Genomic DNA, 16,742 nt, shown 5'->3' with positions numbered 1-16,742 from the left:
AAGAACCATTGTTCGATGCGACTATCTACTGCTCGCTGACCCGTCAGCGAGCGTAGGAAAGAGTTGCCAAGTCGAGCATTAATTTCTTTAGTTATTATTCTCGACGACATTAGAAACCGAACAGTCGGTGGATGACATGCCCGACGGGCGTGGATGATTCCCACCGAGTGAGTAGCATTCCATTTGTCGAGCACGACATCGAGCAGTACGAACGGTCCGAACACCGACTTTCGAGCAACACGAAACCACCATGAGTCAACAGTTCAGGGAACGGAGAGCGAGTGGTATCGACCAGCGTGACGAGCGTGCTGAGCCGAACCAGAGATGCGCTGAGTGCGGAACGGGTAGTCTGCGACGCGCGGCGGACGAGACGACTGTCTTCTGTGAGAACTGTGGGCTGGTTGTTGCGAGAACAGAGATTGCTCTCAAACCGGAACGACGACGAGTGAGGACAGCAGAGCGTCGGCAATCGGCCATCGATACGCCGCTCGGACGACAACACGACGATAGGCTCATGACGACAATCGACCCGCATGACATAGACGCGCATGGAGCAGTCCTCACTCCGAGAAAACGCCGACGAATGCGCCGGTTGCGCTACTGGCAGGAACGATTTCGGCTGATGAGTGGCGACACCCACAAATTCGCACTCGAAGTGACGCGGCTGAGCGACGACGCTCGCCGTTGTCGGTCGGCAGTTGTGACGTCTCGTTGAATGAAATCGACAGATGAGCGAGAGTCGGTCAGCTATCCGATTCTCGACTGGCGGCGACTCTTACCACGTTCGGATGGGCCGACGATTGGGTTCGAGACCCAGACGTGGCATCGACGGCGAGAGCCGTCGTGATTTCGATGTCAGTGAATGACACCACCACCGAGAGGAACGAATCAGCGCATGACGCCGCTACTGATCCACAGCCGCTGTTGGGGCTGACGCAGTTCCAACGCGACATGCTGTTCGTTGTTGCCCGCCTCGACGAGACGAATCCCAGTGGCGTTCGTATCAAGAATGAACTGCGTGAAGCTTACGGTGATGAAATCAACCACGGTCGTCTCTACCAGAATATCCGCGAGCTTGTCGATGAAGAGTTCATCGAGAAGCGTCCGGTCGATGGCCGGACGAACGCCTATAGAGTCAGCCCGTTGGCGCACAAGCGCTTGGAAGCTCACGCCGCGTGGGAGCAACGGTGCCTGCTCGATGGGAACGAGAGTGATACCACATGAATGAGAACACACGGCGTCAGTTCATGAAGATGAGCGGAGCGACGGCAGCCACCGCCATCAGCGTACCGGGTGTGGGAATCGCACAAAAGAGGTCATCGGACGCCGGCTGGACCGAGGCGAAATCACCGACCACGAAGACCCTCCACGGTGTCGTTGACACCGCCGAGGGACCGTTCGCGGTTGGCTCCGGTGGCGACGTGCTCGCTCGTCGGCAGAGCGGGTGGCAGAAGGTCGTGGAGTACGGCCCCATGGCGCGGAGCCGGCCACTGACCGCGGTCGACGTGACGAGCGACGGCAAGGCGATCTGGTTCGTGGGCGGGAGCGGCGTGATCGGCGAATACGACGTCGCCACCGAGACGCTTACGAACTACTCCGCGCCGAAGGGCAAGACCAGCACGTGGGAGGCGTGTTCCGTCGTCGGAAAGTCCGGCGAGAACGAGCGGCTCTACTTCGCCAACGGCTCGGGTGAGTTGCTGATCGGTGTGAGGCAGAAAAGCGGCGCGGTCAAATATCTGGACGTCCTCAAACCGGGGGGCGGCTCCACGATCCCGGCCATCGATTTCCGGTGCCGGAAGAAGGGTCACGTCTGCTCGACGAGCCAGTTCGTCGCCGAGTCGACCAACGGCGGCACGAAGTGGCAGCGCATCGGGATCGACTTCGCTGGCGGGGCCTTTTTCGACCTCGCCAGCGTCGGGCCGAAGGACGTGAACGTCGCCGGCGGCGGTGGCATCGTCTACCGCTACGACGGGTTCCGGTGGACGCCACACGTCATCGACCCCGGAAAACAGGCCATCCGGGGCATCGACCGCGACGGCGAAGCGGGTCTCGCGGCCGGTAGTGGTGGAAAGACCTACGAACGCCAGTCGACGGGTGAGTGGAAACGGTTCCAGACCCCAGTGTCGAAGAAACTCACCAGTATCGCTCGGGGGAAGACCCACGACGTGGCCGTCGGCTCCGGCGGCACCATCGTGGAGCGCAAGGTCAACCGCACGTCGTCGAGCCTTCCAGACACGGACAAGACGGTCAAACAATACACTACCGGTACCGTTGAGACGGTCTGAGAACGACCGTATCACTCTGACAAATCGAGGTGCGGAACAGGGATCGGAGTTTTGGGTAGGACGTTCGAGGTTGTCGACGGAGAACAGCGAGATACGCTCTCCTGAGCTTTCGATGGCGCACTCCCACTGATATCTCTCTCCCTCTCTCTATTTTCTCTATTTAATTGAATTATGTTTCTATCTTTTGTTATGATATTAAGGCCTTCGGGATCGTTGTGCCGAGTGCGATGGCGGATTACACACTCGACGTACGTGGGATGAGTTGCAGAGGCTGTGAACAGACCATTCGGTCCGAGCTCGCGGGTCTCTCGGGCATCGGCGATGCCGAGGCCGATGCTGACGCCGGCGAGGTCAGGGTTTACGGTGACCCAGCCACGGAGGCGCTCGCCCGGCAGACCGTCCTCGACGCCGGGTACGACCTCGCGGAGTAACGCCGACCGAGAACGATCACTCACAATTTCTTGCCAAACCAGCGATGAGCACCGATACCGGACTCACGGAACGATTCAGGCACAGGCTCGACCCGTTTGCAGTTTCACTCGACCGAACGACTGCCACTGTCGTAGCGATGGTCGGTCTCGATGTCGTCTGGTGGGTGATGCTGTACACCGGCGAGGTCCCGATGCCGGGGATGATGTGGCTCACGAAACAAGGGATTCCGATGGCTGCGCCCGGGGCAATGGAGCTCGGGGTCTTCCACGTCGGCACGCTCGACGCGTTCGTTGGCTACCTCACGATGTGGGGGGTGATGATGTGGGCGATGATGTATCCCGCGATGATGCGCTTCACCCGCGAGTACGCCGCCGCATACGAGGAGACAGCACTCGGAGCGGCGACCGCAGTGGCGGCGTTTCTCGCGAGCTATTGCATCGTATGGGCGCTTTCGGGCATGATTCCGCTCGGATTCAACGCGCTGTTGCCCGGCGGCATCCACGGATTCACGCGGGCATATACCCATCTCGTCATCGGCGGTGTCCTCGTTCTCACCGGTCTCTACCAGTTCTCGTCGTTCAAACAGACGCGTCTGCGTACGTGCTGCGCGCGCATCGAACCACACGACCATGGTATCGTGAAGGCCCTCGAAAGAGGGTTCATGCATGGGGGTAGCTGTGTGCTGGTCTGCCTCGGGCCGTTCTTCCTCGTCATGCCGTTTTTCGGTGAGATGAACTTCTTCTGGATGGCTATATTGACCGGCGTCGTCACTATCGAACGGTTGCCCGAGTGGGGCGAAGAGATTGCGACCGCTTTGGGTGTCGTTGCGCTCCTCGCCGGTCTCCTTGCTCTCGCTCTCCAGCCGTCGCTCCCGCTTACCTTCGTCGCGTGAACGCCGGGTGAGCGGCAAATACCGCTTTCCCGTTCTCATCCGTGTGGCTACCCCCCCCCCCGCTGACAGTGTAGACATGCAGTTAATTTTATCAGATAATATATTACTTTTTCAACCTCGATATCCTATATTCTAACTGTAGCTGGTCCGGACGACGGTCGGCGATGGCCCGGCCGGATGACTTCGGACCGCCACAGCCGTGGCTCCGATCAGATGTTATCAAACCGATGATTTTTGTCAGTACGTCTCAACCAAAGACCGTTGTACCGTTCTCCAAGCGAGGGCGCGCCGCTGCCCGCGACCATCGAAGTCCGGTAGCTCGCGCTGACGACCATGACGCACCGCCGACGGCAGACGACTCAGTGGCCGGCGCGGTACGCTCATCACTTATGACGCTCGGCTGGCGTCGACGTGTGAACTCCGACACCGGTATCGAGGCTGCGAATGCGGGCGTGTTTGCCGGAACGGCCGAGAACAGCCCCGAGGTTGGTCCCATTGGAACGAGGCTGATTCGATGACGGGTGGCATGATTCCCGGCGTGCTGTCCCGGCTGCTGGGGCAGTACCTACCGTCCATCCTCGTACTCATGATTGGTACGACACTCCTGTTTGCTCTGTTGGCGGTTCTCATCGGCGGAGACCGCCGCCAGCGCATCCAGCGTTGGGTCCTGCTCGAAGCGAATCGGTGGACGATTACCGGTATTCAGGTCGTTGCCGTGTTCGTCATCATGTTCGTCCTCGGAATCACACCACTGGTCCATACCGCCGAACGAACGTTCAGCACGACTATCTTCGGCGGGTTCACCTCTGGACTGCTGTCGCTGATTCCGATTGTGATATCGGTGAATCAGCTCACGATTTCCCAGTTGCTCGCCACGCCGGAGAAACTCCGCAACAAAATCGAAAGCGTCCAGAACTTCCGGACTGACATCGAAGAGCAACTTCCCGGGGTATCGGTGGCCCCGACGGACCCGGATGAGTTTCTCCGTGACGTGAACAGCCTCGTCGCCGAGCGCGCGACGGAGCTTCGTGACGCGGCCGCGGATGCCGACGAGGGCGACCCGAAAGCCGAGCACATTGTCGATTTCGCGGAGAAAATCCTCGCCGAAACCGACGAACTTGCCGATACGGTGGCGGAAACGGACCTCGCCATGCTCGAAGTGCTCATGCCGATTATGGACGACCAGCACTCCGAGAACATCAACACCGCGCGGCAAATCCGCGAGGAGCATCCGGAAGCCATCTCCCATCGGACGCGGACCGTCCTCGAAGAACTCGAAGATCTATTCGTCTCGATGGATATTATCCGACAGTATTTCAAGACCCTGTACATTCAGGAAGCGCTGTCGAATCTCTCGAAACTGATTGCATACACCGGGGCGGCATCGTTCGTCATCTCAATGGTTGCTGTAATGGTGTTCTCTGGAAAGAAACCCCTCCCAGTCAATCCGCTGGTTATCCAGCTATCGATAAGTGTCACCGCCGCACTGGCGTACGTTCCGATTGGCATCCTCATCGCGTACATCGCGCGCATCGGGACAATCGTCAAGCACACGATTGCGCCCGGTGCCTTCACGCCACGCAAGGAAGGGGCCATGTTCAACAAATAATGCTCGATTCGGCGGTGTTGTATTCTCTCACGTCGCGTGTGGGGCCGGCTGACTGGAGAGGGATATCGGCGACACGATAGCCGAATCCTCGCCCGTCACGATAGACCACTCACTGGAACGAAATAATGGCAAACACAGACACGAACACGGGTAGCGATACCGATGCTAACGATACCGGTACCGCTCCGCGTGATCGAGAGAGATATCCGGGGGCACGGACCTCGAACAGTACCGACGACCGCTCGTCCGGAACGACGGACGATTTCGGGTCTCTGATAGCCCGTGCGGGTCACGCTGCCGGGAGTGCCGTGTGGCTCGCGGTGCGGGCGGTCTTCGTTGGCCTGACGGCAGTCGTGGCGGTCGTGCGCGACGAGGACAGCCGACGACGGACGCGACGGTGGCTCTTGCTGGAAGGGGATCGATGGACCATCATTGGGATTGTGGCCGCCAGTGTCTTTCTCGGGACGGTACTGCTGGGAATGGAGGGCGTCATCGGCATCCGCGAGAGCAGTTTTGTGATGCAACTGTTCGCGTCGTTGACCGCCGGGGTGATCTCGTTCACCGGCATCGTGATTTCGATCAACCAACTCGTCGTCTCGCGGCTGTTCGGCACGCCCGAGACCGTCCGCGAGGAGATCGGCGACGTACGGCAGTTCCGGAAGAATATCGCCGAACGGCTGCCAGAACAGGAGGTCCTGCCAACCGAACCCGCCGCGTTCATGACTGTCGTCGTTGACCTTCTCTTCGCCGAGGTGCGGCACCTGCGGGAGGCAACCGGCGAGACCGGGAATACGGACCTCGACCACGCGATTGCGGAGTACACACGAATCATCACCAAGCAATCAGAATCGCTGGGCAATCGGTTGCACAGCGGACAGGTTCCGTTGTTCGAGATACTGCTGGTGATGTTGAACGACAGCTACTCGGAGTACGTGAACATCGCCCGCCGGATACGGACACAGTATGCCGACTCGCTGTCCGAGACGGCAACCAAGCGGCTCGGAACCCTCCGCGAGCTGTTCGACTCGCTGACCATCACGCGCCAGTATTTCAAGACCCTCTACTTGCATCAGGCGTTCGGGCGGCTCTCCCGACAGCTGGTGTATACTGGATTCGGGGCGTTCCTGACGGCCGTTCTCGTGGTGCTGGTGTTTTCGACGGGGTACGCGCCGCTGCGAAACGAGTTCGTCGTCCTTGTCTTCGTTAGTCTCGCGCTCGCAGTCACCGTCCTGCCACTCGTCGTGTTCTCCGTGTACATGCTCCGGATTGCAACCATCATCAAGCGGTCATCCGCTCCCGGTCCATTCACTCCCGAGGGTCAAAAACCGGAGTATGCGGAATATCACGGTGATCTTGACCAATTCTCCGACTCCAGCGAGTCACCGCACTGGCGGCAACCGTGAGCGAAACAACTGCTGCCGAATCGCAGCCCACTCGGCGGTCACGGCGGGAGGTGCTCGGCCTGCTTGGCACGACCGCTACTGCCGTCCTTGCGGGATGTAGCACCGGCGATACAACGACACCAACGAACTCCATGACACCGAACAACGACTCCTCCGCGACGGCCAAATCGCGGCACCGATGGAAAAACACCGACTCTCCGACGGAAAAAACGCTCCACGCCGTCGTTCCGTCCGCGGACGGTCCGTTCGCCGTCGGCGGCAGCGGGCGAGTCCTCGCCCGCCAGTCCGACGGCTGGACGACCGTCGTGCAACGCGGTCCCGCAGCTGCGGCGAATACCCTTCGCGGGGCCGCCGTCACGGGTGACGGCCGCGCCGTCTGGTTCGCGGGCGGCTCGGGCGTGGTTGGCCGGTACGAGACCACTGACGACCGACTCACCGACTACTCCGCGCCGAAGAACAAGACGAGCACGTGGGAGGACATCGCCGTCACGGGCGCTGCGGGAACCGAGACGATACACCTCGTCAACGGCTCGGGCGAGTACCTCCGCGGCCACAGAACGCGCGAGGGCGGCATGAACTGGGCCACCGTCCTCAAACCGGGCGGCGGCTCCAGCATGAAGGCCATCGCGTTCAGCGATCTCTCCATCGGCTACATCTCCGATACGAACGCGAAGGTCTACGAGACGACGAGCGGCGGAAAGAGTTGGCACACGATTGGCATCGAGGGCGGTAGCGTCGGGTTGTACGATGTCACCGCCGTCAATCGGGATGCGGTCGATGCAGTCGGCGGCGACGGCTCGATCTTCCGATACAACGGCGCGGTGTGGACGAAACTGAGCGCTGGAAGCAACGCACTCTATGCGATTGACCGGCAGGGAACCGATGGTCTCGCGGGCGGCGGCAGCGGAACGGTGTTCGACCGTAGAGCCGGTCAGTGGCGACAAGAGCAGGTGCCGACGAGTGCCGGGCTACGGGGAATCACCATCGCCTCGAATACTGCCGTCGCGGTCGGCAGCGGCGGGGCGATCATCGAGCGAACGTGATGAGTGATAGTTGAATGACCACCAGCAGACCGGACCGAAACAGTAACAGACATGTCCATTCTCACCGGAATCGCTGACGGGCTGGGTCTCGCCGCGCGGATGGCGTGGGAGACGTGGTGGGCGCTCGTGCTTGGGTTCACGCTCACGGGTGTCATCGAGGAGTTCGTGAGCGAGGAGTACATCAGCCGAGTGTTGGGTAACGACGACTGGCGGGAAATCGGTCTCGCCACGCTCTTCGGTGCCGCCTCGTCGAGCTGTTCGTTCACGGCAACCTCCACAGCCATGACCCTCTTCAAAAAGGGCGCGTCGGCAGCAGCCGCCCTTGCGGCGTTTCAGTTCGCCAGTACGAACCTCGTCATCGAACTCGCACTGGTGATGTGGATTCTCCTCGGATGGCAATTCGTCCTCGCCGATTTCGTCGGCGGTCTCATCGCCGTGGGTGTGCTCTCGATTCTCTACAAGTACGTGTTCCCGGAGGCGTGGTACGAAGCCGCGCGCGACCACCTTCTTGCGACCGAAGAAATCATCGACCCGGTCTGTGGGATGACCGTCGACCCGGATGCCGAGGATGTCGTAACGCTCGACACCGATGCTGGCACCGAGTATTTCTGCTGTGCCTCCTGCAAAACAGAGTACCAAAACCAACAGGAGACGGAGGGGACCGATGAGACGGATACGTGGTACGACCGGCTGCTGTCCGTCACGCGGTGGAAGCGCGTCGTACGGACCGCTCTCCGGCAGTGGGATATGCTGTGGGAGGACATCGCCCTCGGGTTTCTCGTTGCCGGATTCGTTGGGGCACTCGTCCCGACCGCGTGGTGGACGACGCTCTTCGGCTTCGGCACTGGGGGCACGCTCATGTGGGTCCTCACTGGGTCTATCGTGGCCGTCCTTATCGCAGCAATGAGCTTCGTGTGCTCGGTCGGGAACGTCCCGTTCGCGCTCGTTCTGTGGCGCAACGGGATTCCGTTCGGCAGCGTGATGTCGTTCATCTACGGCGACCTCCTCATTCCACCGCTCGTCGATGCGTACCGGCGGTACTACGGCCTTCGGATGGCGGCGGCGATGGTCGGGTCGATGTTCCTCGCCGCTGTCGCTGCCGGGGTATCCGTCCACTATCTCTTCGACGGTCTCGCACTGATACCGCCGACGGGCGAGGCGGGCGGTACCCCGCCGGAGACCTACATCGTCGTGCTGAATATCGTCTTCACGCCGGTGTTTCTCGTCGAAGTGTACGTGGCGTACGGTCCCGAACGCATCGTCGGGTCCGTTCGTTCCCTTCCCGAGATGGCGCGACGGCTTCCCGGGCGTGCGAAACGAGCGGCACGCACCGCAGGCGAACGGCTGGTCGGTGTGGGGCGCACGGTGTGGACGGCGCTGCGGCGTATTGGCCGCGCGAGTTGGCTGGTCGGCGAGGCGATATGGCTGGCGGGCCGGTCCGCATGGTTGGCGGGGATAGCAGTGTACATCGTGCTCACGACACCGATGCGGATAGCCGCCGCCGTTGCGGAAGTCGTTAACGACGCCCGGCAGCGGGTACGGCGCACGCTACACGAAGCGCGACGACTGCGGGCTGAGGCGGCGAGCAACGTACGTGAAGCACGACGTCTCGTCGTTGAACCTTTGCGTGCCGCTGTGCAGACGGCGAGAAACGTATATAGAGAGTGATCCGCCATATGGCTCGGAGATACCCATCGCCCGCTAGGTACGAGTACGCACCGGGAACGGAATCCGGCATTCCACAACGGACTATCTCACCATAGTCATGACCAAAGGAAACGCATCAGCGTGGTTGGCACAGTCCCGAAGCGCGTTTTCGGCGCTCGGTCCCGAGGGTCGCCTCGTGTCAGCGGCGGTCGCCGGGTTCAATCTGTTGCTGGTCGTGGTGAATCGATATCTCCCGGAGTATCTCCGCGTTCTCGGCGCTCAACCGTGGATAATCGGCCTGTTCGGCAGCACCGAAATCGCTCTCGCCCTCGTCTACCCGTATCTCGATGGCGAGATACCCGATTGGCTCGATGTGCGCCACGTCTTGACCGCCGCGAGTATCCTCGCATCAACTGGGACAGTCGTCTGGCTCGCCGCGCCGCGGTTGGGCCACTATACTGGACTGCCAGCATCGGCGTGGATTTTCGTCGGGCTGTTCCTCGTTGCCGTCTGGAACGCGCTCGGTCTCCATCTACCCGTAGGCATCGCTCCGGAGGACGACGGACAGTCTGCGCCCGATATCTCCGGTGCGGCGGTGCTGCGGTGGCTCGGTCTCACCGCCGGTTTCCTGTTTGCGGCGTTCGTCCTCGCAGAGGTCGGCACGTTCGTCCCGAGCTTGCAGGTCCTCTTCGCCGTGACCGCGAGCCTCGCGCTGACGGCAACGATTCTCCAAGACCTGTTCGCCCATCCGAGCAAGGATTCGACCGGCGCGACGTTCGCGGGATGTCGCCGTGTCCTCGACGATATCCGTGCCCTGCCGGCCGAGAGTCGGTCACTGCTTGTCGGCGATACGCTCGTTCGGTTCGCTCACGGGATGGTCGGGACGTTCTTCGTGACCGTCGTGACGAGCGTGCTTCGCGTCGAGATGATGCTCCTCGGGCATCACTTCACGCCGTCGGCAGTCTTCGGCATACTGCTCGCCGTCGAAATGGGCGTCGCAGCAGTGGGCGGCGGCATCATTACCGTTCTCCCGCGCTATACCGGGCGCGTCGCGCTCGTGCTGGGCAACGTCCTCATCACGACGCTCTTTCCGATATTTCTCGTCACGGTGCGGACGGAGGCACTCGCGGTCGGTGTGCTCTTTGCGGCCTTCGGTCTTCGTCGGGCCACTTTGCCGGTCCGTCGTGCATTGATTGCCGAGTTCACCGCCGGTGAGAACGACGAGGATGACCGTCAGCTGACCGAATCCTACCGACTGTCTCGGGGGGCAATCGTCGTCCCCAGTGCGATACTCGGCGGCGTGCTGTACGGAATCAATCCGCGACTCGCGTTCGTCGTCGCTACTGCTGTTGGCCTGCTCGGCACGTGGTCGTTCACCCGATTCATCCATGTCATTGTCCGAGATAGTCGGTCTGACAGGACCGGCGAATGAGTTATTCCGTTTGAAATCTAGTTTCGATTAACGACGACCACCATGCAATCAGACGTCGACTCCGTGTCGCAGTCTACGGATGGCAAGACGGTCCGCAAGCAGTTGCGCCGTGGCGTCCGATTGCTGACATCAACCGACCACACGGTTCTCGGTCGGCTGTATCTCGTGTTCGGAATCGCTGCCGGTCTGTGGGGGGCCACCGATGCAATGTTGCTCCGGGCGGGTCTCGTGACGCCGGGAAGCGATGTCTGGACGCCGGAAACGTTCAGCGGTCTCTTCACGACACACGGCCTGACGATGCTGTTCTTTTTCGCGGCACCGGTCATCTTCGGCATTGCCATCTATTTCATCCCCCCGCTCGTGGGAGCCGACGATCTCGCCTTTCCGCGCCTCACTGCCGCCGCGTTCTGGCTCTTGCCGGTTGCCTTGTTGTTGACACGAGCCGGGTTGTTGGCGAATCTGGTCGGCTTCGAAGCGCTGTCGCCGCCGATGACGGGGTGGACCTTCTACGTGCCGATGTCGACGAACATGACGAATCCGGACCTCGATCTGGTCCTGATCGGCATCTTGCTCAACGCGATCAGCACGATCCTCGCTGCAATCAACGTGCTCGTGACCGTCTTCACTGAGCGTGCTGAGACGGTCACGTGGGCCACCCTCGATAGTTTCACGTGGTCGATGCTGACGACGAGCGGTCTAGTCCTACTCGCGTTTCCGGTGTTATGCGCCGCGTCGGTCATGTTGCTGCTGGACCGGAACTTCGACACGTCGTTTTTCGTCCCCGGCGGTGGGGGTGGCGGTCCGTTGCTCTGGCAACACCTTTTTTGGTTTTTCGGCCATCCCGAGGTCTACATCCTCGTATTGCCACCGATGGGTCTGCTCAGTCTCATCATCCCGAGGTTCAGCGGGCGGAAGCTGTTCGGCTTCAGCTCCGTGGTGTACTCGACGCTGGCCATCGGCGTCCTCTCCTTTGGCGTCTGGGCACACCACATGTTCGCGACGGGTATCGACCCCCGAATCCGGGCGAGCTTCATGGCGATCTCGCTCGCCATCGCCGTTCCGAGCGCCGTGAAGACGTTCGACTGGATCGCCACGATGTGGGGCGGAGCGGTTCGGTTGACCGCGCCGATGTTGTTTTGCATCGGTGCAATCGGAACCTTCGTCATCGGCGGCGTGACTGGGGTCTTCCTCGCGGCCATCCCCGTCGACCTGCTATACCATGGCACGTACTACGTGGTTGGCCACTTCCATCTCATCCTCGTCGGAACGATAGTGTTCGCGCTGTTCGCGGCGTGTTATTACTGGTTTCCGATCCTCACTGGGAAGATGTACAACACGCAACTGGCGAAATACCACTTCTGGCTGTCGGCAGTCGGCGTGGTGGTGACGTTCAACCTCTTCTTGGTCATTGGTATGCTGGGCTTGCCGCGCCGCATGGCTACCTATCCGCCACAGTTCACCTTACTCCACCAGTTCGCTACCGTCGGTGCATTCCTCATTGGCTTCGCGCAGGTGATCTGGCTGTGGAACATGTACCGTTCGGTCCGGCACGGTCCCGCCATCGAAACCGCCGATGTGTGGGACCTCGCCGAGACCGAGTCACTCACGCGAGAGTGGAGATGGTTCCGAACGCGTCGAGAAAGCACGACACAACAGAACCAACACAATGAGTGAGAGAAATCAATCCGGAAACGGACCGAACGAGGTATCATCAAGCGAGACACCCGAGACCCCCGCTGCATCCGCTGAGTCCCAGTTGACGGCACAGCGGTTCTGGCTGACGAACGACCTCTTGGCCGCACTGTTGCTCGTATCGTTCGTCGGCATCGTCGCGGCGGGGAGTGCCGGATTCGCCGACCTGACAGTAGTTCCGGAGCATGTCCGGAAGGTGTATCTGTCGGTCGTCGTCACGGCGGCCGGCTGGACCTTCGGCGAAGCAGCATACCGAACATGGTCAGGGAGATAGGACGGTGAGAGTTATCGGTGCTGGGAATGGCACTGGCAGCACCGTTCGACGCTCCATCTCAGTTTTCGTTTCAATAGTGCCACGCCACGTTCGGTAGCCAGGCCGGAACCGAAGGCGGGTTCGATCCCCCGCGCGTGGTCTCGGCGGCCTCGGCCGCCGGTGACTACCATGTCTCTGAGTGATTTCGACGACACCGATAGCACCGCCTTCGAACAACCGGGGGAACCCCAACCGCCGACGGAGTTGATGGGATTCCAGCGCGCCCTCTTGGTCATCGAGCGCCTCAGCGGCGACCGGCCGAATGGAGTGGCGGTCCGTCAATGCCTCGAACAGTACCACGACTCCGATGTCAACCGCGGGCGGCTCTACCAGAACCTCCGCGAGTTGATCGACGAAGGCTACGTCGAGAAGCGACCGCTCGACGGGCGTGCGAACATGTACCGGCTGACCGAAACCGGGCGCGCATGGGTGTCCGTTTACCGGGGATGGGTTGCGGACTGCTTCGGAGATGACGAGACCGCCACAACGGAGGGCGAAGAGCGCCGATGACGCTCGCTACAGCCTTCCTCTCGCTGTTCGTGGGGCTGCTCGTCATTCCTCCCGTCATCTACTACGGTGTGAGACGCCTCACGCCCGCCGAGCGGGTGAACGAAAAGAAAGCGGTCGTTGTCGCGTTCCTCGGTATCGTCATCACCGGGGGGCTTGAATTCCTGCTCGGGTGGCTTCCGGTTGTCGGCGTGGTGGTGGCCCCGCTCGCGTGGATTTGTGCGGTCAAGGGCTTCTATCAGACCTCGTGGCCCTCCGCCGCAGCAATCGGTCTGTCGAGCTGGGCGCTGCCAGTGCTCGTGGTTCGATTCCTCGTCGGGCTGTGAACTGCTGCCCACGGTGACGTGGTTATTCGCTCCTGCGAGGGGTGACGTGACACTCCCGCTGCGGACACGCTGCCCAGTGCCTACTTCATCGTATAGTCTCGTCCACTGCTCTCGAAAGTTTCCGTCCGCCATCGGACGACAAATTCAGAATTCATGAACAACGACCAACCCACTCGAATCGGAATTATCGGACTCGGTCACATCGGCCACGACCATGCGGACTGCCTGTGTGACAGCACAGCGACGCTCGCCGGCGGCATGGATATCGACTCGGAAGCACGGGCGGAATTCGCAAACACGTACGACATGCCGGTCTTCGAGGACGCCGACGCCCTCTTCGATGCCGTCGATGCGGTCATCGTCGCAACCCCGAATCGGTATCACGAACAGTACGCCGTGGCCGCCCTCGAAGCAGGTCTCGACGTGCTGCTCGAAAAACCGCTCGCCCACTCTCTCGCCAGCGCCGAGCGTATCGCCGCGACGGCCCACGAGGCGGACGGGTTCTGCATGGTCGGGTTCAAAAATCGGTTCGCTGCCCCCGTCGAACTGCTGAAACAGTTCCAGCAGGAGGGACGTTTCGGCGAGCTACACCACATCGAGGCCAACTACATCCGTCGGCGGGGCGTGCCGCACCGCACTTCGTGGTTCACCCAGCGACCGCTCGCCGGTGGTGGTGCCCTCATCGATATCGGCGTCCATGCCATCGACCTCGCGCTGTACCTCCTCGATTTTCCTCCCATCGTCGAGGTCACGGGCACGACGCGCTCGCTGGACGAGACACCTGCTGCCGGTACGGACCACGGATCGACGGCAACCGACGGGGGGACGGACACCTCAAACGTTGAGAAGTCGGCCACCGCGTTCATCCGGTGTGCGGACGGCAGGACGATTTCGCTCGAAGTCGCATGGGCGATAACGCGCTCGCCGGACTACACGTTCGCGGTGCAGGGAACTCACGCCGGAGCCTGCTTCGACATCGACAAACGCGGTCTCACGCTGTACGAGGGCGACCACACCGACGAATTTCCCGTTGTCGACACGGACATCACTCCCGAACCGAACGACCGTATCGCCGCCGAACAGGCGACGTTCCTGCGCGGTGTCGAAAGCGGTGCCCCGCCGGAGCAGAACACGGTCGAGCAAGCACTGACCGTCCAGCGTATCAGCGAAGCCATCTACCGTTCGGCAGAAACGGGACGTGCGGTTTCACTTGCGGAGGGTGACACCGCCGAACGTAGCTGAGTCCTCTGCGGGTCAATCGGTCTCTCGACCGCGATTCACGCAGCGAACTGTTAGAGCGTACTCCGCGACTGCGACCGATTACTGGCGGGTAGAAGTACTCGGGACCGGAATCAGTCGGTGCAACTGTCGGCCGTATCGGTACTCGGAATCAATGTTCTGGAAAACATTTCACGGGATGAGTGCACAGTATTGGAACGCGATCCTGTTCGTCGGGCTTGCGGCGATGTGGGGGTCGGGATTCGTCGCAATCGAGACCGGTCTCGCGTACTATCCACCGGTTCTCTATGCGGCACTGCGGAACGGACTCGCCGCCGTTCCCATGTTTGGCTATGCCGTCCTCGTCACCGACCGACTCCGGCCACACGGTTGGAGGGAATGGCTCGCCGTTGGGGCGAGCGGCGCTCTCATCATCGGTGGGTCTCAGGGGTTCCTCTTTTTTGGTCAGCAGGCGACGACGAGTGCAATCGCCGCTATTATCACAGGGATGGTACCGATTCTTACAATCGGTTTTGCGCGTATCGTTCGGTGGTGAGGAGTACGCGGGTGAAATGCTGACACTACCTGTTGCTTCCGCGTCTCGATTTCTACGCCGCCGCCTGAGCCACTTGCTCGTCCTCTCGCGGCGGGAGCGACTGTGCTGAAGTCTCTCCTAACACCTGCTCGAAACTGAACGAACCATGGCGGTGAGCGAAGCTCTCCGCCGGTTCGCCGTTCGCAAACGTCGTCATCGAATCCCGCAGCGCCAACAGCGATGTACGCGCGCGTGCCCCACGGCACCGCGCGTACGGCACGCCGAGGCCGTACTTCAGCCGCCAATTCCCGCCCTCTATCGCATTCGTACTCACTGGCCCGGTGAATTCCTCCGCTTCGTCGTCCCAGAACGCTGAATACTCTTCTCTGAGCGTTACCACTAACTCCTCGTACGCAGTTTCGTACTCGTTTTCGAGATACTCGCGTAGCTCGTCCAGCTCGCCCGCTTCGTGTAGATCGGACACGCGCTCGTCGCCGCGAGCGCGTGTCCTAAGCGTGTGAACGAGGCACTTCACCCGATCTGGTAAAATGTCGTTGTAGGAGTCGTGGTCATCGGTGAGCCAGTAGTCCACACCACGGAGTGGAAAGACGAGCGCGAGCGCCAGCGCTCGCGCGAAGGCTGTGTTCCGACACTGAAGTCCGGCGAAACAGCCGATCTGCGGCAGATACGAGCTTCCGACGGTGAACGCCTCCGGCCATTTCTTCGCCTGTTTTCCGTCCTGTTTGCGTCGCATATTCTCCTCGTAGAGGTCTTGTTTCGCGCCTTTCTTCGCTGGATAGGTCTCGTCGGCGACACCGACGAGACCGTCGATGTCCTCGTCAGCGAGTTCATCGGCGAACTCGGTTTTGAGGTCTTCGGCCGTGCTGACATCGAACAGCAGCGAGAGGAAATTCATCGAGACGGTAGAGTCGGCAATCTTGACGCCATGGCGGTCGGCGACTTCGTCGCCGAACCGCTCGGCGTAGGTCTGGACCGTATCGCGGTCAACCTGGAGACCGTACTGGTTTTGGAGAATCCGTTCACACGCATGGAACGGATTCTTCGCAGCATGAAACAAGCAGAGGTCAACGACTGGTTTGGCGTAGTCGCAGTCTTCGTAGAACCATTCCGAGATATCGCCATCATAGGGATGTCTGCACTGAGAGCACTGATAACGTTGAATCTCGACGGTGATCTCATCGAAGCCATCCTCGGTGATGAGGATGGCGAAGACTCGATCCGTTCGGTAGCCGTTCTTCCAGACCGTGGTTTCACCGCAATGAGGACAGGGCCGCGGGTCTCCGACCCGCTGGCCCTGAAATCCGTGAAACCTGCTGTGTTGAATAGGGGTACGGCGGCGGGATAGACCGTCACATCGGTAAGGACGAAGCCGAGGATGGCCGATATG

General features: G+C 61.0%; 17 protein-coding genes. 16 read left to right on the top strand and 1 reads right to left on the bottom strand.

Annotated elements, in window-relative coordinates; all coding sequences use genetic code 11:
* The first annotated feature begins 852 nt into the window (after positions 1-852).
* From ACQUQO_RS16565 to ACQUQO_RS16495, 15 genes are all read left to right on the top strand, one after another.
* A complete protein-coding gene (locus ACQUQO_RS16565) occupies positions 853-1,224 on the top strand; it encodes a helix-turn-helix transcriptional regulator (protein ID WP_435079522.1) in 372 nt (123 codons plus the stop codon).
* Entirely contained in the window at positions 1,221-2,285 is a 1,065-nt protein-coding gene (locus ACQUQO_RS16560) for a WD40/YVTN/BNR-like repeat-containing protein (RefSeq protein WP_435079520.1), read from the top strand. The genes ACQUQO_RS16565 and ACQUQO_RS16560 overlap by 4 nt, the downstream gene beginning before the upstream one ends.
* A gap of 227 nt (positions 2,286-2,512) precedes the next feature.
* Entirely contained in the window at positions 2,513-2,716 is a 204-nt protein-coding gene (locus ACQUQO_RS16555; protein WP_435079518.1) for a heavy-metal-associated domain-containing protein, read from the top strand.
* Positions 2,717-2,760: 44 nt separating this feature from the next.
* Positions 2,761-3,609, top strand: a complete 849-nt coding sequence (locus ACQUQO_RS16550) for a DUF2182 domain-containing protein (protein WP_435079516.1) — start codon at positions 2,761-2,763, stop codon at positions 3,607-3,609.
* A gap of 514 nt (positions 3,610-4,123) precedes the next feature.
* The gene (locus tag ACQUQO_RS16545) at positions 4,124-5,218 is read left to right on the top strand and encodes a hypothetical protein (protein ID WP_435079514.1); all 1,095 of its coding nucleotides are present in this window, start codon (positions 4,124-4,126) and stop codon (positions 5,216-5,218) included.
* Positions 5,219-5,343: 125 nt separating this feature from the next.
* Complete coding sequence (locus ACQUQO_RS16540) at positions 5,344-6,621, top strand: hypothetical protein (RefSeq protein WP_435079513.1); 1,278 nt, start codon at positions 5,344-5,346, stop codon at positions 6,619-6,621.
* Positions 6,618-7,664, top strand: a complete 1,047-nt coding sequence (locus tag ACQUQO_RS16535; RefSeq protein ID WP_435079511.1) for a WD40/YVTN/BNR-like repeat-containing protein — start codon at positions 6,618-6,620, stop codon at positions 7,662-7,664. The genes ACQUQO_RS16540 and ACQUQO_RS16535 overlap by 4 nt, the downstream gene beginning before the upstream one ends.
* Positions 7,665-7,715: 51 nt before the next feature.
* Entirely contained in the window at positions 7,716-9,332 is a 1,617-nt protein-coding gene (locus ACQUQO_RS16530; RefSeq protein WP_435079509.1) for a permease, read from the top strand.
* Between the two features lie 124 nt (positions 9,333-9,456).
* A complete protein-coding gene (locus ACQUQO_RS16525; protein WP_435079507.1) occupies positions 9,457-10,743 on the top strand; it encodes a hypothetical protein in 1,287 nt (428 codons plus the stop codon).
* A 42-nt stretch (positions 10,744-10,785) separates the two neighbouring features.
* A complete protein-coding gene (locus ACQUQO_RS16520; protein ID WP_435079505.1) occupies positions 10,786-12,417 on the top strand; it encodes a cbb3-type cytochrome c oxidase subunit I in 1,632 nt (543 codons plus the stop codon).
* Positions 12,410-12,709 carry a hypothetical protein gene (locus ACQUQO_RS16515; protein ID WP_435079503.1) on the top strand — a complete coding sequence of 100 codons (300 nt, stop codon included), beginning with the start codon at positions 12,410-12,412 and terminating at the stop codon, positions 12,707-12,709. Before ACQUQO_RS16520 ends, ACQUQO_RS16515 begins: the two co-directional genes overlap by 8 nt.
* Positions 12,710-12,877: 168 nt before the next feature.
* The gene (locus ACQUQO_RS16510; protein ID WP_435079501.1) at positions 12,878-13,258 is read left to right on the top strand and encodes a PadR family transcriptional regulator; all 381 of its coding nucleotides are present in this window, start codon (positions 12,878-12,880) and stop codon (positions 13,256-13,258) included.
* Entirely contained in the window at positions 13,255-13,581 is a 327-nt protein-coding gene (locus tag ACQUQO_RS16505) for a hypothetical protein (RefSeq protein WP_435079500.1), read from the top strand. Before ACQUQO_RS16510 ends, ACQUQO_RS16505 begins: the two co-directional genes overlap by 4 nt.
* A 153-nt stretch (positions 13,582-13,734) precedes the next feature.
* A complete protein-coding gene (locus ACQUQO_RS16500) occupies positions 13,735-14,823 on the top strand; it encodes a Gfo/Idh/MocA family protein (protein ID WP_435079498.1) in 1,089 nt (362 codons plus the stop codon).
* Between the two features lie 175 nt (positions 14,824-14,998).
* Positions 14,999-15,355: an EamA family transporter gene (locus tag ACQUQO_RS16495; protein WP_435079496.1), complete on the top strand. Its 357-nt coding sequence runs from the start codon at positions 14,999-15,001 to the stop codon at positions 15,353-15,355.
* A gap of 52 nt (positions 15,356-15,407) precedes the next feature.
* On the opposite strand, the gene ACQUQO_RS16490 is transcribed toward ACQUQO_RS16495, so the two are convergent.
* The gene (locus tag ACQUQO_RS16490; RefSeq protein ID WP_435079494.1) at positions 15,408-16,250 is read right to left on the bottom strand and encodes a hypothetical protein; all 843 of its coding nucleotides are present in this window, start codon (positions 16,248-16,250) and stop codon (positions 15,408-15,410) included.
* A 30-nt stretch (positions 16,251-16,280) separates the two neighbouring features.
* Here ACQUQO_RS16490 and ACQUQO_RS16485 point away from each other — a divergent pair, with 30 nt between their 5' ends.
* A complete protein-coding gene (locus ACQUQO_RS16485) occupies positions 16,281-16,700 on the top strand; it encodes a hypothetical protein (RefSeq protein WP_435079493.1) in 420 nt (139 codons plus the stop codon).
* Positions 16,701-16,742 lie beyond the last annotated feature (42 nt).

Origin of the sequence: Halococcus sp. AFM35, from assembly GCF_051195015.1 — an archaeon.
Taxonomy (GTDB): domain Archaea; phylum Halobacteriota; class Halobacteria; order Halobacteriales; family Halococcaceae; genus Halococcus.
This window is presented reverse-complemented; position numbering and strand designations above follow the sequence as displayed.

Coding starts and splice junctions, on each gene's coding strand:
- ACQUQO_RS16565 (WP_435079522.1), top strand. CDS start 853: ATGTCAGTGAATGACACCACCACCGAGAGGAACGAATCAGCGCATGAC.
- ACQUQO_RS16560 (WP_435079520.1), top strand. CDS start 1,221: ATGAATGAGAACACACGGCGTCAGTTCATGAAGATGAGCGGAGCGACG.
- ACQUQO_RS16555 (WP_435079518.1), top strand. CDS start 2,513: ATGGCGGATTACACACTCGACGTACGTGGGATGAGTTGCAGAGGCTGT.
- ACQUQO_RS16550 (WP_435079516.1), top strand. CDS start 2,761: ATGAGCACCGATACCGGACTCACGGAACGATTCAGGCACAGGCTCGAC.
- ACQUQO_RS16545 (WP_435079514.1), top strand. CDS start 4,124: ATGACGGGTGGCATGATTCCCGGCGTGCTGTCCCGGCTGCTGGGGCAG.
- ACQUQO_RS16540 (WP_435079513.1), top strand. CDS start 5,344: ATGGCAAACACAGACACGAACACGGGTAGCGATACCGATGCTAACGAT.
- ACQUQO_RS16530 (WP_435079509.1), top strand. CDS start 7,716: ATGTCCATTCTCACCGGAATCGCTGACGGGCTGGGTCTCGCCGCGCGG.
- ACQUQO_RS16520 (WP_435079505.1), top strand. CDS start 10,786: ATGCAATCAGACGTCGACTCCGTGTCGCAGTCTACGGATGGCAAGACG.
- ACQUQO_RS16515 (WP_435079503.1), top strand. CDS start 12,410: ATGAGTGAGAGAAATCAATCCGGAAACGGACCGAACGAGGTATCATCA.
- ACQUQO_RS16510 (WP_435079501.1), top strand. CDS start 12,878: ATGTCTCTGAGTGATTTCGACGACACCGATAGCACCGCCTTCGAACAA.
- ACQUQO_RS16505 (WP_435079500.1), top strand. CDS start 13,255: ATGACGCTCGCTACAGCCTTCCTCTCGCTGTTCGTGGGGCTGCTCGTC.
- ACQUQO_RS16500 (WP_435079498.1), top strand. CDS start 13,735: ATGAACAACGACCAACCCACTCGAATCGGAATTATCGGACTCGGTCAC.
- ACQUQO_RS16495 (WP_435079496.1), top strand. CDS start 14,999: ATGAGTGCACAGTATTGGAACGCGATCCTGTTCGTCGGGCTTGCGGCG.
- ACQUQO_RS16490 (WP_435079494.1), bottom strand. CDS start 16,250: ATGAATTTCCTCTCGCTGCTGTTCGATGTCAGCACGGCCGAAGACCTC.
- ACQUQO_RS16485 (WP_435079493.1), top strand. CDS start 16,281: ATGGCGGTCGGCGACTTCGTCGCCGAACCGCTCGGCGTAGGTCTGGAC.